This window comes from Mesorhizobium sp. M0306, from assembly GCF_040321655.1.
Lineage (GTDB): Bacteria > Pseudomonadota > Alphaproteobacteria > Rhizobiales > Rhizobiaceae > Mesorhizobium.
Genome location: NZ_JAMYRY010000008.1, coordinates 20,379 through 40,315 on the forward strand (window position 1 = coordinate 20,379; position 19,937 = coordinate 40,315).

Here is a 19,937-nt window from a genome sequence, read left to right on the forward strand (position 1 = left end):
TATATCTGAACAGCTTCAACAGGCCTTCCGCATGCGCGTACTCGTCGTCGAAGATGACAAGGATCTCAACCGGCAGATCGGCGACGCGCTGGTCGATGCCGGCTACGTCGTCGACCGCGCTTTCGACGGCGAGGAAGGGCACTTTCTCGGCGACACCGAGCCCTACGATGCCGTGGTGCTCGACATCGGCCTGCCCCAGATGGACGGCATCAGCGTGGTCGAGCGCTGGCGGCGCGGCGGCCGCAAGATGCCGGTGCTGATCCTGACGGCACGCGACCGCTGGAGCGACAAGGTTGCCGGCATCGACGCCGGCGCCGACGACTACGTCACCAAACCCTTCCACATCGAGGAAATCCTGGCCAGGGTGCGCGCCCTGATCCGGCGCGCTGCCGGGCACGCTTCGTCCGAGCTGACCTGCGGGCCGCTGCGCCTCGACACCAAGGCCTCCAAGGCCGACGTCGAGGGCGTGCCGCTGAAGCTGACCTCGCACGAATTCCGCTTGCTTGCCTACCTCATGCATCATATGGGCGAGGTGGTGTCCCGGACCGAGCTGGTCGAGCATCTCTACGACCAGGATTTCGACCGCGATTCCAACACGATCGAGGTCTTTGTCGGACGGCTTCGCAAGAAGATGGGCATCGACATGATCGAAACCGTTCGCGGCATGGGCTACCGCATGCGTAAGCCGGAGGCGTAACGCGGAACCGCTGCCTACAAAACCCGCCGTCTCGAACACGCCGTCGCTGCGGTCATGGCCGCGTTCGCTGGCGTTTCGCGTCATCGCCTTTTCCACGGTCTGGGCGATCCTCACTCTGGTCGTCATCTTCACCTTGATCACCACGCTCTATCGCCAGGCCAGCGAGCGCGGTTTCGACAGCCTGCTTTCGGCGCATCTGTTCAACCTGATCGGCTCGGTCGGCGTTTCCGAAAGCGGCCAGTTGACCGGCGCCCCCGACCTTGGCGATTTGAGGTTCTCGGAGCCGAATTCCGGCTGGTACTGGTCGGTCGAGCCTGCCTCGGAAGGCGTGCACGGCGATCTCCATTCGTCGTCGATGACCAAGGCGATCCCGTCGCCAAGCGTTGCCGAGGTGCCCTTCAATGCCAGCTTCCAGCGCAGCTATTCAGCGGACGGCATCGAAGGCGAACAACTGGAGGTGTTCGAGAGCGAGTTCGTCCTCGATGCGAAAAACCGCGCCGCGCGCTTCCGCGTCATGGGCAACCAGACCGAGCTCGAGCAGGAAATCGCCACCTTCCAGCGGCGCCTTTTGACCTATCTGTCGCTGTTCGGCGTCGGCATGATCGCCATCAATGCGATTGCCATCCTGCTCGGCCTGCAGCCATTGCGCCGGGTCAGGAATGCGCTTGCCATGGTGCGCGAAGGAACCGCGCAGCGCCTAGACGGCCGTTTCCCGGCCGAGATCGAGCCGCTCGCCAACGAGACCAATGCGCTGATCGAGAACAACAGGCGTATCGTCGAGCGGTCGCGCACGCAGGTCGGCAACCTGGCGCACTCGCTGAAGACGCCGCTTGCCGTGCTGCTCAACGAGGGGCGGGCGCTGGGTGGCGCCAAAGGCCAGCTGATCGCCGAGCAGGCCGCTTCCATGCAAAAGCAGGTGGATCACTATCTGCAACGTGCCCGCGTCGCCGCGCAGCGGGACAGCGTCGTCTACCGGACGCCGGTGGCGCCGCTGGTCCAGCGCATGGTGCGGGTGCTGCAGAAGCTCAACCCGCAGACGGCGCTGTCGCTCTCGCTGCCGGCCACCGACATCGTCTTTGCCGGCGAACGCGAGGACTTGGAGGAGCTGCTCGGCAATCTGCTCGACAATGCGATGAAATGGGCAAGGAGCGCGGTCGCCGTTTCCGTCAAGCCCGTTGCTGGCGAGGGAGGTGCGGCCAGTCTGTTCGAGATTAGCATCGAGGATGACGGCCGCGGCATTCCCGACGACAAGGCGCGCGAGGTGTTGCAGCGCGGACGGCGTCTCGACGAGACAAAACCGGGCAGCGGGCTCGGACTTGCCATTGTCGCCGACCTTGTCAACGAGTATGGAGGCGTTCTGGCGCTGGAACGATCCGTCATGGGTGGATTGAAGGCGATGGTTCGGTTGCGGAGCCTTCAGTAATGCTTTTCCAGATTGCTTTTCCAGGTGGCCGGCCGCGGCCAAATTTCCGACAAACATCGACATTATGGCCGCGTCAGCCTGCTGACAGCGCGGCGGTCCAGCTCAAGAAAGCCGGTATTGGCATGAAGATTCGCGTCGCGCTCGTTTCCGCCCTGCTCGCCGTCTCCGGTTGCACGACGCTCAGCAAGGGCCCGGCCGTTACGGTGACGCCGGCCGCCACGCCTCCCAGCGGCGCCAAGGTGGCGACGACGATCATTTCCGCCATGGGCGGCGGCCTCGTCGGCGGCTCGATCGGCGCCGGCCTGAGCGAGACCGAGAAGCGCAGCGCGCTCGAGGCGGAATACAAGGCGCTTGAATACACGGCGAGCGGCCAGAAAGTGGCTTGGAAGAGCGACAGTTCGGCCCATCGCGGCGAAGTGGTCGCCGCCCAGCCCTATCGCGTCGGCTCGCAGGACTGCCGGCAATACACCCATACGGTGTTTACCGGCACCGCCGGCGCCACCGCGCGCGGAACCGCCTGCCGCAATGCCGACGGCAGCTGGACGCCGCTGACGTAGCTGGCCCGGCCGTCGATCCGCCGATTCCGGTCCGGCACTAAAGCGCGTCGCGTTCGACTCGGCCTCATGCGACGCGCTTTAGATTCTTGTTTTGATGCATGGTCGCTATCGCAAAACCGCTGCACACTTTTGCGCGACATGCATTATCGATCGGAGCGGTCCCGCCAAAGCGTCGCAGCACGCTTGTGTTGGCAGGGCAAGGGTCTCGTTCTATTGGAAGAGCCATGCTGTTCTGGGTCATAGCCGCAATCCTGACGCTGGGCGCAAGCCTGGCGGTGCTGCTGCCGTTGACCGGCGGCTCGAAGAACGCGTCCGCTGCTAGTGATCACGACCTTGAAGTCTATCGCGACCAGCTGGCCGAGCTTGACCGCGATATGGCGCGTGGCCTGATCCAGCCAATGGAGGCCGAAGAGGCCCGCGCCGAAATCGCCCGCCGCATCCTTCGCCTGAGCGATGCCGGCCAGGCCGACGACACGGCGACGCAGCCGTCGCGGTCGACAAGACTGGTGGCGACGGCTGCCGTGCTGGTTGTTCCGCTGGTCAGCTGGGGCCTCTATGGCCAGCTCGGCTCACCCGACCTGCCGTCGCAGCCGCTCAGCGAACGTCTGGCCAAGAACCCCGCCGACAGCTCGGTCGACGAGCTGATAGCCCGCGCCGAAGCGCACCTGGCGGCCAACCCATCCGATGGCCGTGGCTGGGACGTGCTGGCGCCGGTCTATCTGCGCATGCAGCGATACGCCGATGCGGTGACCGCCTATCGCAACGCCATCCGCCTCGACGGCGACAGCGCCGCCCGCCAGGCCGGTCTTGGCGAGGCGATCGCCAATGCGGCCGGCGGCATCGTTTCGGCCGATGCGCAGGCGGCGTTCGAGGCGGCGTTGAAGCTCGATCCGGCCAACCCGAAGGCCTCGTTCTATCTCGCCATGGGCATGGCACAGGAGGGCCGCTTAGCTGAAGCCACGGCGGCCTGGCAAAAGATGCTGGCCGCCTTGCCGCAGGGCTCGCCGTGGCGCGGTGCCGTCGAGCAGGCGCTGGCCGAATCCGCCGCCCGCAGCGTTGCTTCGGAAACGCCTGCGAAAGGGCCGAGCGCCGAGGATATCGATGCTGCTTCCTCGATGTCGCCGCAGGACCGGCAAGCCATGATCAGCACCATGGTTGCCGGCCTCGACGAAAAGCTTCGGCAAAATCCGCGCGACGAGGAAGGGTGGATGCAGCTCGTTCGTTCCTATGCCGTGCTGGGCAAGACAGATCAGGCGCGTGACGCGCTCAATCGCGGTATCGCCGTCTTTGGCGCGGACAGCGACCAGGCCAGGAAATTCACCGCCTTTGCTGCCTCGCTCGGCGTGACGGCGACGGAGTAGACGATGACGCGCAAGCAGAAACGACTGTCGGTGATCGTAGCAGGACTGGCGTTTCTCGGTGTTGCAACCGGGCTGACCTTCTATGCGCTTGGCCAGAAGGCCTCCTATTTCTACATGCCGGCCGATCTGGCCGCCGCCAGCCTTCAGCCGGGCCAGCGCATCAGGCTCGGCGGACTCGTCGAAAAAGGTACAGTAGAGCGTAGCCAAGGCGCCACCGTCGCCTTTTCGGTGACCGACAACCAGAAGGACGTCAAGGTTACCTATACCGGCATTCTTCCCGACCTTTTCCGGGAAGGGCAGGGCGTGATCACCGAAGGCTCGTTCGGCCCTGACGGGGTCTTTGTCGCCGACAGCGTGCTGGCCAAGCATGACGAGACCTATATGCCCAAGGAAGTGGCCGACGGCCTCAAGGCCAAGGGCGTATGGCAGGAGAGCAAGAGTGACTAGCGAGCGTGGCGACAATGGTTGAAACCGGACATTTCGCCCTGGTCCTGGCGTTTGCGCTGGCCCTGGTGCAGACGATGGTGCCGCTGTTTGGTGCGCGCACCGGCAACCACAAGATGATGGCCGTCGGCGCACCCGCCGCGCTGACTGGCTTTGCCTTGACGGCGCTGTCTTTCGTGGCGCTGGCAACCGCCTATGCAGGCTCCGATTTTTCGGTTGAGAGTGTCTGGGAGAACTCGCATTCGCTGCAGCCGCTGATCTACAAGATCACCGGAACCTGGGGCAATCACGAAGGTTCGATGCTGCTCTGGGTGCTGATCCTGACCTTCTTCGGCGCGCTCGTCGCCGTCTTCGGCGGCAATCTTCCGGCGACGCTCCGGGCCAATGTGCTTGCCGTGCAGGGAGCGATCGGCGCCACTTTCTTCCTGTTCATCCTGACGACGTCGAACCCGTTCGTCAGGCTCAATCCGGCGCCTATCGAGGGCCGCGATCTCAACCCGATCCTGCAGGACCTCGGCCTCGCCATCCATCCGCCGCTGCTCTATCTCGGCTATGTCGGTTTCTCGATCTGCTTTTCCTTCTCGGTCGCTGCCCTCATCGAGGGCCGCATCGACGCATCGTGGGCGCGCTGGGTAAGGCCGTGGACATTGGTCGCCTGGATGTTCCTCACCGGCGGCATCGCCATGGGCTCCTACTGGGCCTACTACGAGCTCGGCTGGGGCGGCTTCTGGTTCTGGGATCCCGTCGAGAACGCATCCTTCATGCCGTGGCTGGCGGGCACGGCGCTGCTGCATTCGGCGATCGTCATGGAAAAGCGCTCGGCGCTGAAGATCTGGACGCTGCTTCTGGCGATCCTGACCTTCTCGCTGTCGCTGCTCGGCACCTTCCTGGTGCGTTCCGGCGTGCTGACCTCGGTGCACGCATTCGCCACCGATCCGACGCGTGGCGTTTTCATCCTCTGTATCCTGACGCTGTTCATCGGCGGCTCGCTGGCGCTGTTTGCCTTGCGGGCCTCCCGGCTGACGGCCGGCGGCCTGTTTCACCCGATCTCGCGCGAAGGCGCGCTGGTCCTGAACAATCTGTTCCTGACCACCGCCACTGCCACCGTGCTGGTCGGCACGCTCTACCCGCTCGTCGTTGAAGCCCTGTCTGCCGACAAGATCTCGGTCGGCTCGCCGTTCTTCAACCTGACATTCGGCCCGCTGATGGTGCCGCTGCTGGTCGTCGTGCCGTTCGGGCCGCTGCTCGCCTGGAAGCGCGGCGACATTTTCGCGGTCGCCCAGCGCCTGATGGCGGCTTTCGCGGCGGCGCTGCTCGCCGTGCTGGTGACGGCCCTGTTCATCGATGGCACTTCGGTGTTGGCGGCACTCGGTGTCGGCCTTGCCTTCTGGCTGATCTGCGGCGCTCTCACCGATCTCGCCGTCAAATCCGGCTTCGGGACCGTCGCGCCCGCCACCATGCTCAGGCGCTTCGCCGGCCTGCCGCGCTCGGTCTTCGGCACAGCACTTGCGCATCTCGGTCTCGGCCTGACGACGCTCGGCATTGTCGGCACGCTTTGCTTCGGCACCGAAAAAATCCTGTCGATGCATGCCGGCGAGACCGTCGAACTGTCCGGCCACAAGCTGCGCTTCGAGGGGCTGTACCCGGCCCAGGGGCCTAACTACAGTGAGGATCGCGGCCGCTTCGCACTGCTTGGCGCCGACGGCAGCGTCACCGGCGAGATCACCTCGGCCAAGCGCTCATATCCGGTGCGCCAGATGACCACGACCGAATCCGGCATCAGGACGATCGGCTTCAGCCAGCTCTATCTCTCGCTTGGCGACGAGGGCAGCGATGGCTCCGTCGTCGTTCGTCTGTGGTGGAAGCCGCTGGTGACGCTGATCTGGGGCGGCGGACTGGTGATGATGGCGGGTGCGGCGATGTCGCTGCTCGACCGCCGCCTGCGCGTCGGCGCGCCGTCGCGCCGCAAGGCTGCGGCCGCCGTGCCATCGGCGAGCCCGCCATGAGAAGGGTCACACTGGCCTCACTGGTCCTGCTGCTGGCGCTGTTGTTCGCCGGCGCCGCGCAGGCGGTCAAGCCCGACGAGGTGCTGGCCGACCCGGCACTCGAGGCGCGGGCGCGTGCTTTGTCGGAAGGCCTGCGCTGCATGGTCTGCCAGAACCAGTCGATCGACGAGTCCGATGCCGATCTTGCCCGTGACCTGCGCCTCCTTGTGCGCCAGCGCCTCGTCGCCGGCGACACCGACCGGCAGGTGATGGACTATGTCGTTTCACGCTACGGCGAATTTGTGCTGCTGAAGCCACGCTTCAATCTGCGCAATGTCTTGCTCTGGGGAACGCCAGTCCTTCTGCTGCTCGTTGGCGGGACATTCATCCTGCTGGCCGCCCGCTCGCGCCGCTCGACGGCAACCAATGCCCTGACCGCGGACGAGAAGGCGGCGCTGGACGCGATACTCCGCCGCGATTGATCGATACATTACGAAAGTTTCATGTACCGGAAATGGCGCGGTAATGTGCGGCTCTCTATTTCCTTTGTCGAGGATGCCAATCAAGGGGCGTCCCTTGAAAAGAGGATACAAGAACCATGAATGTTGCCCCCAATTCATATCTTCGCACCCGTAAACGCCTGATGGCCGCAGCCGCATCCCTGGCCATTGCCGGCGCGATCGGCTTTGGCGCTGTTGCAACCGGGACAGCCCCGGTTCTGGCCGACGCCGTGCGTGTCGAGGCACCGCAGGTCCCGAGCTTCGCCGATGTGGTCGAGCGCGTTTCGCCGGCGGTCGTCAGCGTGCGCGTCAAGGCCAAGATCCAGTCGACGGCCGATGACGGTTCCGGCCAGATGGACGACGAGGACGGCTTAGGCAATCTTCCCGACAACCCGCAGCTGAAACGTTTCTTCCGCGAATTCCGCGGCTTTGGCGATCAAGGCGGCGATCAGGGCCCGAACGGAATGCGCCGTTTTGGACATCGTGACCGCAACAACGACCAGCCGCGGCCGGTGGCGCAAGGGTCCGGCTTCTTCATCTCCGATGACGGCTATCTCGTCACCAACAACCATGTCGTCGAGGAAGGCACCGCCTTCACCGTGGTGACCAATGACGGCAAGGAACTCGACGCCAAGCTGATCGGCACCGATCCGCGCACCGATCTTGCCGTGCTCAAGGTCGATGACGGCAACAAGTTCACCTATGTCGACTTCGCCGATGATTCCAAGGTTCGCGTCGGCGACTGGGTGGTGGCTGTCGGCAATCCGTTCGGCCTCGGCGGCACGGTTACCGCAGGCATCGTTTCGGCCCGCGGCCGCGATATCGGCGCCGGCCCCTATGACGACTTCATCCAGATCGATGCCTCGGTGAACCGCGGCAATTCGGGCGGCCCGACCTTCAACCTCAACGGCCAGGTCGTCGGCATCAACACCGCGATCTTCTCGCCGTCGGGCGGCAGCGTCGGCATTGCCTTCGACATTCCCGCTTCGACCGCCAAGCAGGTCGTGCAGGATCTGATGAAGAACGGTACAGTCCAGCGCGGCTGGCTCGGCGTCGAAATCCAGCCGGTCACGCCCGAAATCGCCGAGTCGCTTGGCCTTGCGTCCGGCAAGGGCGCGCTCGTTGCCAGCGCGCAGGACAACGGTCCCGGCAAAAAGGCCGGCATCACCGCCGGTGACGTGATCACCCAGGTGGACGGCAAGGACGTTGCTTCGCCGAAGGAACTCGCCCGTCTGATCGGCGCATACCCGCCCGGCAAATCGGTCGATGTCACGGTGTGGCGCAACGGCAAGAGCGAGGCGGTCAAGGTCGATCTCGGCAAGTTGCCGTCAAGCGACAAGCAGGCCTCGGCCGACCAGCAGCCTGCCCCCGCGCCGAAGACCGACACGCTTGCCGATCTCGGCCTGACCGTCACCAAGTCCGACAATGGCAAGGGCCTTGTGGTGACCGACGTCGACCCCGACAGCGATGCCGCCGATCGCGGCATCCAGCCCGGTGACGTCATCACCTCCGTCAATTCGACGGAAGTGACCGGCACCGGCGACGTCGACAAGGCGATGGCCGACGCGGTGAAGTCCGGCCGCAAGGCGGTGCTGATGCAGATCACCCGCGACGACAGCAACCGCTTCGTCGCGCTGCCTGTCGCCAAGGGCTGACGACCGGTTCGACTTTTCCGGTGCGGCGGTTTTCAACACCCCCGAGCCGCCGCACGGGAAAGCACGGGGCCTGAATACGTTAGTCAGTCATCGTGTTCCGCCCCAGCGGCAGCGGGCTTCCCATCGCCCGCTGCCGCTCGAACATGCCGCTCAAAGCGTGAAGCGGTTTTAGGCGACGACATGCTAAAACAAAGACTTACCGCGTATCCCTGAATCACTTTGTTCGCGATACGCCATGGAGAAGGCCACGATGCATATGCCGGCCGCTCAATCTTCCAGCGAAATCGCGTATAACGGTTCTATGAAGATTCTCGTCATAGAAGACGATCGCGAGGCGGCCGACTACCTGCAGAAAGCGTTCGCCGAGGCCGGCCATACCGCCCATGTCGCCGGCGACGGCGAAACCGGCTTCGCGCTCGCCGATTCCGGCGACTATGACGTCATGGTCGTCGACCGCATGATGCCGCGCCGCGACGGCCTGTCCGTCATTGCCGGGCTCAGGTCCAGAGGCAATACGACGCCCGTGCTGATCCTGTCGGCGCTGGGCGAAGTCGACGACCGGGTCACCGGTCTGCGCGCCGGCGGCGACGACTATCTGACCAAACCCTACGCCTTTTCCGAACTGCTCGCCCGCGTCGAGGTGCTGAACCGCCGCGCCAGCGCCAGAGAGGCCGAAACTGTCTACCGCGTCGGTGATCTCGAACTCGACCGGCTGTCGCATTCGGTGCGGCGCGCCGGGCGCGAGATAACACTGCAGCCGCGCGAGTTCCGCCTGCTCGAATATTTGATGCGCCATGCCGGCCAGGTGGTGACGCGCACCATGCTGCTCGAGAATGTCTGGGACTACCATTTCGATCCGCAGACCAACGTCATCGACGTTCATATCTCGCGGCTGCGGGGCAAGATCGAGAAGGGCTTCGACAAGTCGATCCTGCACACAGTTCGCGGCGCCGGCTATATGCTGAAAAGCGGCTAGAACCCCATGGCTCTTTCCGTGCCGGCCATCATGAAGACGACGGCAGCGCGGCTTTCGGCGCTTTATCTTCTGCTTTTTGCGCTGTGCGCGGTGTTGCTGGTCTTGTACATGACCTCGCTGTCGGCGCGCATGCTGACCGCCCAGACGCAGGAGACGATCAACGACGAGGTGCTCGGACTTGCTCGCGCCTATCAGCGCGGCGGCCTGCCGGTGCTGGTCCGCGTCGTCGAGCAGCGCTCCCGCCAGCCCGGCGCCAATCTCTATCTGATCGCCGATGCCAACGGCCAGATCCTGACCGGCAACGTGCAGAGCCTGGAGCCGGGCGTGATCGAGGCCGAGGGCTGGACCACCGAACCGTTCTCCTACCGCCGCTTCGGCGAGGGCGAGCTCGAGCGGCAGCGCAACCCGGTCTCCGACCCGAACGAGCCCGCCCAGAGCGAAGTACAGGCCGAAGGCGAGAAGGGCCATAACGCCATTGCCCTGGTGCTGCGCCTGCCCAACCAGATGATCATGCTGGTCGGCCGCGACCTCGGCGAGCCGGAGCGCTTCCGCGCCGTCATTCGCCGCGCCTTGATGCTGGCGCTCGGCATGATGGGCGTCGGCGGGCTGCTGATCTGGTTCTTCGTCGGGCGCGCGGCGCTGAAGCGCATCGACAGCGTGTCGGAGGCGAGCCGCCGCATCATGGGTGGCGATCTTTCCGGCCGGCTGCCGGTCACCGGCGCCGGCGACGAGTTCGACCGGCTATCGGAAAACCTCAATTCCATGCTGGCCCGGATCGCCAGGCTCAACGAGGGCCTGAAGCAGGTCTCCGACAACATCGCCCACGACCTGAAGACGCCGCTGACCAGGCTGCGCAATCGCGCCGAGGCGACGCTTTCCGGCAAGCACAATACCAGCGACTACCGGCAGGCGCTGGAAGGAACGATCGCCGAATCCGATCAGCTGATAAAGACCTTCAACGCCATCCTGATGATCTCGCGGCTGGAGGCCGGCTATTCCTCCGAAAGCACCACCAGGGTCGACCTGGCCGCTGCCGTGCACGACGTCGTCGAACTCTACGAGCCGGTAGCGGAGGAGGCGGGCGTGACGCTCGAAACCTCGGTGCAAGGTGCCTTCGCGGTCAACGGCAATCGCGAGCTGATCGGCCAGGCGCTGTCCAACATCGTCGACAACGCGATCAAATATTCGACCGACTCGACGTCCAGGCCTTCGGTTCGCGTGACGCTGGAGCGTGTCGGTGGCGAGATCAGGCTCGCCGTTTCCGACAACGGCCAGGGTATTCCCGACGATGTCGACCGCGCCAGGGTGACCGAGCGTTTCGTGCGGCTGGAAAAGAGCCGCTCGCAGCCGGGTTCCGGCCTTGGCTTGAGCCTCGCCAAGGCGATCATGACGTTCCACAATGGACGGCTTGAGCTTCTGCCCGGCAATCCCGGATTGTCGGTCGTCATGAGTTTTCCCGGGCGGGAGGATCGCTGATGGTGGCGAGGATGGCAGTGCGACGCCTCGAAACGGACTGGCTGTTGAAGCCGGCGGTAAAGCTCGTTCCGCTGGATGCAAGCCGCGCCAGGCAGGAATTGTCGGAGATCGCCGACGCCGCGCGGCAAAAAGAACTGCCGCGACTGGCGAAATTTCTGGCCGGCAAGGGGGTCGTCCAGGATTTCCTCGCCGCCGTGTTCGACCTATCGCCGTTCCTGCGCGATACCGCGCGCCGCCGGCCGCGGATACTCGATGCGCTTTTCGACGGGACGGCCGAGGCGCGGCTGTCATCGATCGGCGCCGCGGTCGACAAGGCAGCTCGCGCTGAGGCCGTCTCCGAAAGCAGCCTGATGATGGAGCTGCGCCAATGCAAGGCGGAGGCGCATTTCCTTATCGCCTTGGCCGATCTCGCCGGCGAGGCCGAGACCTCGTTGACGGTGAGGCGACTGAGCGACCTTGCCGACGCCTGCGCGCGTGCGGCCGTCGATTTCCTGCTCCGCGACGCGCATGAGCAAGGCAAGCTCCGATTGCCGGATGCCAAAAATCCGGCGCGACGCTCGGGCTGGATCCTGCTCGGCATGGGCAAGCTCGGCGCGCATGAGTTGAACTTTTCCTCCGACATCGACCTCGTCGTCTTCTTCGACCCCGATGCGCCAGCCGTCGTTGATTCGCTCGACGCCACAGAGCTGTTTTCGCGCCTGACCCGCCGGCTGGTCCGCATTCTCCAGGACCGCACCGAGCACGGTTACGTCTTCCGCACCGATCTCAGACTTCGTCCCGACCCCGGCTCGACGCCGCTTGCGATCCCGGTCGAGGCGGCGCTGCGCTACTATGAGGCGCGCGGCCAGAACTGGGAGCGCGCCGCCATGATCAAGGCGCGCCCGGTGGCCGGCGATGTTGCCGCCGGCGCCGTGTTCCTAAAGGAGCTGCAGCCCTATATCTGGCGCAAATACATGGACTATGCGGCGATTGCTGACGTCCATTCGATCAAGCGCCAGATCCACGCCCACAAGGGCCATGGCGAGGTCGCGGTTAAGGGCCATAACGTCAAGCTCGGCCGCGGCGGCATCCGCGAGATCGAGTTCTTCGTCCAGACCCAGCAGCTCATCGCCGGCGGCCGCTTTCCCGAACTGCGCGGCCGCGAGACCGTGCTGATGCTCGGCGAACTCTCCGCGCGCGGCTGGATCACCGCCGACGCGCGCGATACGCTCACCAGGCAATACTGGTTCCTGCGCCGCGTCGAACACGCCATCCAGATGGTTGCTGACCAGCAGACGCACATCCTGCCGGAGGACGAAGAGGGGCTGGAGCGCGTCGCCCGCATGCTGGGCTTTGCCGATGCGGCAGGCTTTGCCGAAACGTTCCGCGCGGCGCTGCACCAGGTCGAGCGCCACTACGCGGCGCTGTTCGAAACCGCGCCGGAGCTTTCGGCCGGCATCGGCAATCTGGTCTTTACCGGCGACGTCGACGATCCCGATACCCTGCAGACCTTGCAGCGGCTCGGCTTCCAGCGGCCGAGCGACATCTGCCGGGTTATCCGCGGCTGGCACTTCGGCCGTTACCGCGTCACCCGGTCGGCGGAGGCGCGCGAGCGGCTGACCGAACTGACGCCGGCGCTGCTGCAAGCCTTCGGCCAGACGCGGCGGGCGGACGAGGCAGTGATCCGCTTCGACGAATTCCTTGCCGGCCTGCCTGCCGGCATCCAGCTGTTTTCGCTGCTGCAGTCGAATCCGGCTTTGCTGAAGCTGATGGCGACTATCATGGGCGCGGCACCGCGGCTGGCCGCCATCATCACGCGCCGGCCGCATGTCTTCGATGGGCTGCTCGATCCGGCGCTGCTGAGCGAACTGCCAAACCGCGCCTATCTGTCGGCGCGCCTTGCCGCCTTCCTCGAAGGCGACAGAGCCTATGAAGACGTGCTCGACCGGCTGCGCATCTTTGCTTCGGAGCAAAAATTCCTGATCGGCGTCAGGCTGCTTGCCGGGTCGATCGACCCGCCGCGCGCCGGCCGCGCTTTTTCCGATCTCGCCGATCTGACCATCGAGGCGGCATTGCAGGCGGTGATGGCGGAATTCGCTTTGCGTCATGGCTATATTGCCGGCGGCCGGGTCGCGCTGCTCGGCATGGGCAAGCTCGGCAGCCGCGAACTGACGGCGGGCTCCGACGTCGACCTCATCCTGCTCTACGATCACGACGCCGATGCGGAGGAGTCCGACGGCGACAAGCCGCTTGCCCCGTCGCATTACTACAGCCGGCTGACGCAGCGGCTGATCGCCGCCGTTTCCGCGCCGACCGCCGAGGGCGTGCTCTACGAGCTCGACCTTCGCCTGCGGCCGTCCGGCAACAAGGGGCCGGTGGCCACGCATGTCGACGCCTTCAAGAAGTATCAGCGCCAGGACGCCTGGACATGGGAGCACATGGCGCTGGCGCGCGCCCGCACGATCGGCGGCGATGCCGAGCTCTGCCGCGAGGTCGAGGGAGAGGTTGCCGCAGTGCTCGCTCTGCCGCGCGATCCAGCCAAGGTGATGGCCGAGGCATCCGAGATGCGCGCCATGGTCGACAAGGAGAAGCCGCCGCGCGATCCCTGGGACATCAAGCTGATCCCGGGCGGCCTCATCGATCTCGAATTCATTGCCCAGGTTGCTCTGATCACGGGAAAGATCGAGGCAGGCCGCAGGGCCACCGGCACGGCTGAGGTCCTGTCGCGCCTGGCGCCGGATTTCGCCAGCGCCCAGGTCAGGCAGGAACTGGTGGATGCCTATTCGCTCTATCTGGCGCTGACCCAGATGATACGGCTTTGCCTCACCGGCGCGTTCGAACGCGACGACGTTCCGCCAGGGCTTTCGGATCTGCTTCTGGCGGTCACCGACCTGCCGGATTTCGGGGTGCTTGAAGCGCATCTCAAGGAGACGTCGCAGAAGGTCAGAAAGGATTTCGACCTTCTGCTTCGTGCGAAACAACCGTGACGGCAACCAGCCGTACGGGCGAGAGCATCGGACCCAACATTGCGACCTGTTTTTGGGAGGTTCCGATGTTCAATCAAAGAGATAGAGCGGGGGATTGAAGGTCCGCCGCTCTAGCATCGGGGGTGACGATGCAACAGGAGAAGACCATGAGAAAGACAACCAGACTTGCACTCGTTTTCGCAGCCCTGGCCGGCGCCGTCGGCACCGCAGCCTATGCAGACGAGCACTCCGGCGCCGCGCCGCGCGACGGCATGATGATGCGACTCGGCAAGGTCATGAAGGACAATGACGGCACTATCACCTTCGACCAGTTCTCCGACGCCATGAACGCGCAGCTGAAGAAGATGGTCGCCGACAATGGCGGCAAGCTGACCGTGGCACAGCTCGCCGACGCACTGGAGAAGGCGCGCTTCGAGCAGATGGCCAGGCGCATCATCGCCCGTTACGACACCAAGGGCGACGGCACGCTGACCGCCGACGACATCGCCAGCCGTCAGAAGAAGGTCTTCGCCATGCTCGACCGTGACAATGACGGTAAGATCGAGAAGAACGAACTGCCGAAGGGTCCCGGCCGTCACAGCCAATGGGACGGCGAGGGCAATGATGGCGCTGACGGCATGCAGTGAGAATTGATAACCGCTCCGGCGGCGCGAGCCGCCGGAGACTTATTTTGTCGTTCAGGCAGCCGCCCTGACCGCCTGCGCGGCTTTCTTGATCGGGATGCGTGCCGAGACGATCGTGCCGACGCTTTCGGTCGAGCGGATCTTCAACGCGCCACCCTGAAGCTCGGCCAGCGAGCGCGAGATGGCGAGTCCGAGGCCGGAGCCGGCATGGCTCTTGGAGAACTGGTTTTGCACCTGTTCGAATGGCCGCCCGAGCTTGCTCAGCGCCGCCTTCGGGATGCCGCAGCCATTGTCCTCGATCGTCAGGATCAGCGCGCTGGAAATGCTGCGGGCTCTGACCGAGATGTGGCCGCCTTGCCCGGTGAACTTCACCGCATTGGATAGAAGGTTGATGAGGATCTGCTTGATCGCCCTGCGGTCGGCGAACAGCGTCAGCGAATCGGCGATGCGGGTTTCGACGGTGATCGACTTTTCCGCCGCCTGCAGAGAAACGACGCGAACCGTCTCCCTGATAAGCGGGCAGAGATCGATTTCTTCCTGATCCAGCGCGAACTGGCCGGCCTCGATCTTCGACATGTCGAGGATGTCGTTGATGACGCCGAGAAGATATTTGCCGCTGCCGTTGATGTCGGTGGCATACTCTTCGTAACGCGGCGAACCCAGCGGCCCGAACAGTCGCCGTTCCATCAGTTCCGAGAAGCCGATGATCGCGTTGAGCGGGGTGCGCAACTCGTGCGACATGTTCGCCAGGAATTCGGATTTGGCCCGGTTTGCCGCTTCGGCCCGCTCGGTTTCCTTCATGTATTTGCGATTGAGCTCGACGAGCTCACGAGCCCGTTCCTCTTCCGCGCGGCGGGCAAGGCTGAGGTCGTGGATTGTCGCCATCAGCCGGCGCTCGCTGTCGACCAGCTTCTCCTGGTGCAGCTTGATCTGGGTGATGTCGGAGCCGACCGAGACGATGCCGCCGTCCCTTGTCCTTAACTCGTTCACCTGCAGCCAACGGCCATCGGCAAGCTGGCGCTCGAAGGTCACGCCCCCCTGCGGTCCATTGGTATTGGCAAGCCGCCGCTCCGAGGCGAAGGCCAGCATGCGTTCTTCCAGCACGGCGCGTGGGGCGCCCGGCATCACGTCGCGATCCGACAGGCCGTTGTCCTGCTGGTATTTGGAATTGCACATGATCAGACGCTCGGACGAATCCCACAAGACGAAGGATTCGTTGATGTTTTCGATGGCCGTCCTCAGGCGCAGGTCCGCCGCTTCGGAGCGCAGCGCCAGGTGCCGCTGCTCGGTGACGTCGACGGCGATGCCGATCAGCTGGATCTCCGGTGCTTCCGGATCGATAACCTGTGCTCTTGCGCGCATCCAAACCCATTGCCCGTCGGCATGGCGCATCCGGAACACCTGGTCGATATGGTCGATCTCGCGTGCGACGATCCTGCTGGCGAGTTCGAACAAATCGCCGTCCTCGGGATGAATGATTTCGTCGACTTCGCCGAACGACAGCATCGTGTCGCAAGGCTCGTAGCCCAGCATGTCGTACATCGAGCGCGACCAGTACATCTTGCCGCGCACCATGTCCCAATCCCACAGACCGCAGCGGCCGCGTACCAGCGCCATGTCGATGCGCTGGTGGGCTTCGAGATAGATGCGGTCGGCGGTCTGGGCGCGCGCCGCCTGGCCGAAATAGGCGTAGAGGATGATGATCAGCACGCCGGCCGTCAGCACGAACAGCGTGACGTTGAGCGAGACCGTCTTGCGCCAGGCGTCAAAGACTGCCTCCTGCGGCACAAACGCTGCCGCGGCACCCCTTCGGCCATTCGCCAGGCTCACTGCCGCGTACCAGTCCTGTCCGCTGATGCTGACCTCCATCACCCCGGCGCGGTTGCCGAACATGAACAGCGGCTGCCCGCCCTGGACGACTCCATCGAGCGATCGCCCCTCCCAGCGCATCGACTGCGGCGATACGGCAATAATCTTGAAAGCGCTGTCGGTGATCGCCAGTACGTGGCTTCGCCCCATCGCGCCCTGACGACCGGTGCTCTCCAACAGGTCCTGGATTGCGCCGGGCGCGGAAACCACCGTCGCGTCGGCAGCGATCGAACTGGCCAGTTGGCCGGCGGCCAGCGCAAGGATCGCCTTGGCGTCGCGCTCGATCTCGTCGCGCTCGTTCATCAGCGACAGAAAGCGCAGCACGGCGATGATCAACAGAAAGATGATGATGAGGGCCGGTATCGATCGCCGCAACAGCGGCTCGGCTGCCAGCAGCCGTCGGTAGGCAGGTTCGGCGATGAGCCGCGTATTGCCTGCGAGACCGTCGCTTCGCGCCTCGCGACGCTCAAACGCCGTCCCACCGGGCGCGCCCCACGCGTCCGCCTTCGCCATAAATGGCACTCCCCGATTTTCTGTCCCGCTTGACGATCCGGCAACGCCGCACTTCCGAATCGTCACTAAAGAATCAAAGGTGATTCGCCTTGTCCAGAGGCGCGGCGAAAAAAGATTAAAAATCGACTAAAATAATGGGTTTTCGGATGGTCTTCCCTTCTCCCACGACAAGGGGAGGATGGTCTTCCCTTCTCCCACGACAAGGGGAGAAGGGGAGGTCGCTTACGCCAGGGTGCGCTCGACGATGTCTCGCAAATCGGCCGACAGCTTCTCGGTATTGGCGATCGAAAGCAACGCCTCCCTTGCCTTGGCCTGCCGCACCGGTTCGAGCGAGCGCCACGACCTGAGCGCCGTCGCCAGCCTGGCGGCCACCTGCGGGTTGCGTTTTTCGACCTGCAGCACCGTTTCGACGAAAAGCCGGTAGCCCTCGCCGTCGGCGCTATGGAAGCCGGTCTGGTTGGCACTGCAGAACGTGCCGATGAGCGCGCGTACCCGGTTCGGGTTGGCCATCGAGAACGCCGGATGGCTGGTCAAGGCGCGCACCGCGTCGACGGTTTGCGGGCCGGGCACGCTGGCCTGGATCTGGAACCATTTGTCCATGACCAGCGGATCGGTTGCATATTTCGCCTCGAAATCGGCCAGCGCCTTGGTCGCCTCAGGTGAGCCGTGGTGACGGTGCGCAAGCACGGTCAATGCCGCGGCCCGATCCGTCATGTTGGTCGCCGATTGGAAGTGCCGGGCAGCGAGTTCCGCACCGCCCGGCAACAAGGAGAGATAATCCAGCAGGACATTGCGCAGCGCCCGCCGCCCGGCACTGGCAGCATCCGGGCTGAACGGACCATTGTCGGTGAGCCGATCGTAAAGTTTGGAGAATATCTCGCTGTTGGCCTCAGCGATCGCAACCGCCAGCGCCTCGCGCGCCGTGAATATGGCGTCGGGGTCGATGTTCTTGCCGATGTCGCGGGCGATATCGGCCTCGCCGGGCAGCGCCAGCGCCAGTGCCCGATAGGCCGGTTCCAGCGCTTCGTCGCCGGCTATCTTGCCGGCAAGCTCGGTCAGCCGGGCGCTGAACTCGGGTCGCCTGCGGTCCAGGACCTGACGGAAGGCTGCAATCAGCGCATCGGTCAAAAGCGTGTTGAACGCCTGCCAGCGCGAGAAGGCGTCGCTGTCGTGGCCAGCCAGAAAAAACTGGTCGTCGGGCCGCTGCTCGACCGAAAGCGTCACCGGCGCCGAAAAGCCACGGTTGAGCGACATGGCCGGACGCTCGGCAATCCCGGAAAACCTGACGACATGGCGGCGTTTGCGGATATGGATGACACCATCCTCGACGTTCGCCCCTTCGACGCCGCTATGGGCTATCGCCTCTCCGGCGGCGCCAACCAGGCCGAAGGCAAGCGGGATGTGCATCAGCCGCTTGCGGCTTTCCGACGGCGTTGGCGGCACTGACTGCTCGATTTCGAGCGTGAATTCGCGCGCTGCCGGATTATACGCCGAACTGACGGTCAGGTTCGGCGTACCGGCCTGATGATACCACAGCGAAAACTGCGACAGCTCGCGACCTGAGACGTCTTCGAACACTTTGATGAAGTCTTCGATCGTCGCCGCCTGGCCGTCGTGACGCTCGAAATAGAGGTTCATGCCGGCGCGGAACGTCTCGGCGCCGAGGATGGTATGGATCATGCGCACGACTTCCGAGCCCTTTTCGTAGACCGTCGCCGTATAGAAATTGTTGATCTCGCGGTAGCGGCGAGGCCGGACCGGATGCGCAAGCGGCCCCTGGTCCTCGGGAAACTGATGGGCGCGCAGCGTACGCACCTCGGCGATGCGCTTGACGGCGCGCGAGCGCTGATCGGCCGAGAATTCGTGGTCGCGAAAAACCGTCAGCCCTTCCTTCAGGCAAAGCTGGAACCAGTCGCGGCAAGTGATTCTGTTGCCTGTCCAATTGTGGAAATACTCATGGGCAATGATGGCTTCGATATTGGCGAAATCGGCGTCGGTCGCAGTTTCCTGGTCGGCCAGCACATACTTGTCGTTGAAGATGTTAAGACCCTTGTTCTCCATCGCGCCCATATTGAAGTCGGACACGGCGACGATGTTGAAGACGTCGAGGTCGTATTCGCGGCCGAACGCCTCCTCGTCCCATTTCATCGACCGTTTCAAAGCGTCCATGGCGTAGCCGGCGAGCCTCTCTTTGCCCGGTTCGACATAGATTCCGAGCTCGACCTTGCGACCAGACAGGGTAACGAAACTGTCCGAGATCTTGCCGAGGTCGCCCGCCACCAGCGCAAACAAATAGGACGGCTTGGGGAACGGGTCATGCCAGACCGCATAGTGCCAGCCGGCGGCAAGCTCGCCGCCGTCGACCGGGTTGCCGTTGGACAAAAGCAGCGGCGCCTCACGGCGCTGAGCTTCAATGCGCACCGTATAAACCGACAGGATGTCGGGACGGTCGAGGAAATAAGTGATGCGGCGAAAGCCTTCGGCCTCGCACTGCGTGCAATAGACGTCGCTGGAGCGATAGAGGCCCATCAGCGCTTCGTTCTGCGCCGGCGCCAACACGGTTTCAATTCTCAGCTGGAAGCGCCTTGCCGCAGGGGGGCTGATGATTGTCAGTTGATCGGGCGTGGCGAGAAAATCCGCAGGGCTCGGTTCGTGGCCGTCGATGGCGATGCTGCGGAGCGTCAGCCCGTCGCCATCCAGCACCAGTGGCACCAACGCCGCAATCCTGTCGCGACGTTCGACCGTCAGCACGGCGGTGACATGTGCTGCTTCAGGCGAAAGGCGGAAAGTCAGGCTGGTTTCCGGAATGAGATAATCACTGGGGCGGTAGTCTTCGAGCTTGAAGACCTGGCCGGTATCTGTGCGCATTCCTTGATTTTTCCTGTCGATCCG

14 protein-coding genes are annotated in these 19,937 nt (G+C 64.2%); 12 read left to right on the top strand and 2 right to left on the bottom strand.

Translation table 11 applies throughout. The annotated features are described in order from the left end of the window. Positions 1-31: 31 nt before the first annotated feature. The 12 genes from NKI95_RS14015 to NKI95_RS14070 all read left to right on the top strand — a co-directional run bounded on the left by NKI95_RS14015 (position 32) and on the right by NKI95_RS14070 (position 14,666). A complete protein-coding gene (locus tag NKI95_RS14015) occupies positions 32-697 on the top strand; it encodes a response regulator transcription factor (protein ID WP_352717404.1) in 666 nt (221 codons plus the stop codon). 10 nt (positions 698-707) lie between these two features. Further along, positions 708-2,120, top strand: a complete 1,413-nt coding sequence (locus tag NKI95_RS14020) for an ATP-binding protein (RefSeq protein WP_352717660.1) — start codon at positions 708-710, stop codon at positions 2,118-2,120. A 122-nt stretch (positions 2,121-2,242) separates the two neighbouring features. Continuing rightward, positions 2,243-2,677 carry an RT0821/Lpp0805 family surface protein gene (locus tag NKI95_RS14025; RefSeq protein WP_352690020.1) on the top strand — a complete coding sequence of 145 codons (435 nt, stop codon included), beginning with the start codon at positions 2,243-2,245 and terminating at the stop codon, positions 2,675-2,677. A 224-nt stretch (positions 2,678-2,901) separates the two neighbouring features. Next, positions 2,902-4,038, top strand: coding sequence for a c-type cytochrome biogenesis protein CcmI (ccmI, locus tag NKI95_RS14030; protein ID WP_352717406.1), 1,137 nt, complete (start codon positions 2,902-2,904; stop codon positions 4,036-4,038). A 3-nt stretch (positions 4,039-4,041) separates the two neighbouring features. Beyond that, positions 4,042-4,485: a cytochrome c maturation protein CcmE gene (ccmE, locus tag NKI95_RS14035; RefSeq protein WP_352717407.1), complete on the top strand. Its 444-nt coding sequence runs from the start codon at positions 4,042-4,044 to the stop codon at positions 4,483-4,485. 14 nt (positions 4,486-4,499) lie between these two features. Further along, positions 4,500-6,488: a heme lyase CcmF/NrfE family subunit gene (locus NKI95_RS14040; protein ID WP_352717409.1), complete on the top strand. Its 1,989-nt coding sequence runs from the start codon at positions 4,500-4,502 to the stop codon at positions 6,486-6,488. Beyond that, positions 6,485-6,949 carry a cytochrome c-type biogenesis protein gene (locus tag NKI95_RS14045; protein WP_352717411.1) on the top strand — a complete coding sequence of 155 codons (465 nt, stop codon included), beginning with the start codon at positions 6,485-6,487 and terminating at the stop codon, positions 6,947-6,949. The genes NKI95_RS14040 and NKI95_RS14045 overlap by 4 nt, the downstream gene beginning before the upstream one ends. Positions 6,950-7,065: 116 nt before the next feature. Beyond that, positions 7,066-8,622, top strand: a complete 1,557-nt coding sequence (locus NKI95_RS14050; protein WP_352717413.1) for a Do family serine endopeptidase — start codon at positions 7,066-7,068, stop codon at positions 8,620-8,622. A 301-nt stretch (positions 8,623-8,923) separates the two neighbouring features. After that, complete coding sequence (locus NKI95_RS14055; protein ID WP_352717662.1) at positions 8,924-9,598, top strand: response regulator transcription factor; 675 nt, start codon at positions 8,924-8,926, stop codon at positions 9,596-9,598. Between the two features lie 6 nt (positions 9,599-9,604). After that, entirely contained in the window at positions 9,605-11,074 is a 1,470-nt protein-coding gene (locus NKI95_RS14060; protein ID WP_352717415.1) for a sensor histidine kinase, read from the top strand. Next, on the top strand, positions 11,074-14,040 hold the full coding sequence (locus NKI95_RS14065) for a bifunctional [glutamine synthetase] adenylyltransferase/[glutamine synthetase]-adenylyl-L-tyrosine phosphorylase (protein ID WP_352717417.1): 2,967 nt from the start codon (positions 11,074-11,076) through the stop codon (positions 14,038-14,040). The genes NKI95_RS14060 and NKI95_RS14065 overlap by 1 nt, the downstream gene beginning before the upstream one ends. 146 nt (positions 14,041-14,186) lie before the next feature. Beyond that, positions 14,187-14,666, top strand: a complete 480-nt coding sequence (locus tag NKI95_RS14070; protein ID WP_352717419.1) for an EF-hand domain-containing protein — start codon at positions 14,187-14,189, stop codon at positions 14,664-14,666. A 51-nt stretch (positions 14,667-14,717) separates the two neighbouring features. Here NKI95_RS14070 and NKI95_RS14075 read toward each other — a convergent pair whose 3' ends face one another. Together NKI95_RS14075 and pepN are read right to left on the bottom strand one after the other, a co-directional pair. Continuing rightward, positions 14,718-17,045, bottom strand: coding sequence for a PAS domain-containing sensor histidine kinase (locus NKI95_RS14075; protein WP_352717421.1), 2,328 nt, complete (start codon positions 17,043-17,045; stop codon positions 14,718-14,720). A 222-nt stretch (positions 17,046-17,267) separates the two neighbouring features. Next, positions 17,268-19,913, bottom strand: coding sequence for an aminopeptidase N (gene pepN / locus NKI95_RS14080; protein ID WP_352717423.1), 2,646 nt, complete (start codon positions 19,911-19,913; stop codon positions 17,268-17,270). Between the last annotated feature and the right edge of the window lie 24 nt (positions 19,914-19,937).

Excerpts from the sequence above, each read along its gene's own strand:
- NKI95_RS14045 (WP_352717411.1), top strand. The coding sequence starts at position 6,485 with ATGAGAAGGGTCACACTGGCCTCACTGGTCCTGCTGCTGGCGCTGTTG.
- NKI95_RS14025 (WP_352690020.1), top strand. The coding sequence starts at position 2,243 with ATGAAGATTCGCGTCGCGCTCGTTTCCGCCCTGCTCGCCGTCTCCGGT.
- NKI95_RS14015 (WP_352717404.1), top strand. The coding sequence starts at position 32 with ATGCGCGTACTCGTCGTCGAAGATGACAAGGATCTCAACCGGCAGATC.
- NKI95_RS14060 (WP_352717415.1), top strand. The coding sequence starts at position 9,605 with ATGGCTCTTTCCGTGCCGGCCATCATGAAGACGACGGCAGCGCGGCTT.
- NKI95_RS14050 (WP_352717413.1), top strand. The coding sequence starts at position 7,066 with ATGAATGTTGCCCCCAATTCATATCTTCGCACCCGTAAACGCCTGATG.
- ccmI (WP_352717406.1), top strand. The coding sequence starts at position 2,902 with ATGCTGTTCTGGGTCATAGCCGCAATCCTGACGCTGGGCGCAAGCCTG.
- NKI95_RS14075 (WP_352717421.1), bottom strand. The coding sequence starts at position 17,045 with ATGGCGAAGGCGGACGCGTGGGGCGCGCCCGGTGGGACGGCGTTTGAG.
- NKI95_RS14040 (WP_352717409.1), top strand. The coding sequence starts at position 4,500 with ATGGTTGAAACCGGACATTTCGCCCTGGTCCTGGCGTTTGCGCTGGCC.
- pepN (WP_352717423.1), bottom strand. The coding sequence starts at position 19,913 with ATGCGCACAGATACCGGCCAGGTCTTCAAGCTCGAAGACTACCGCCCC.
- ccmE (WP_352717407.1), top strand. The coding sequence starts at position 4,042 with ATGACGCGCAAGCAGAAACGACTGTCGGTGATCGTAGCAGGACTGGCG.
- NKI95_RS14070 (WP_352717419.1), top strand. The coding sequence starts at position 14,187 with ATGAGAAAGACAACCAGACTTGCACTCGTTTTCGCAGCCCTGGCCGGC.
- NKI95_RS14055 (WP_352717662.1), top strand. The coding sequence starts at position 8,924 with ATGAAGATTCTCGTCATAGAAGACGATCGCGAGGCGGCCGACTACCTG.
- NKI95_RS14065 (WP_352717417.1), top strand. The coding sequence starts at position 11,074 with ATGGTGGCGAGGATGGCAGTGCGACGCCTCGAAACGGACTGGCTGTTG.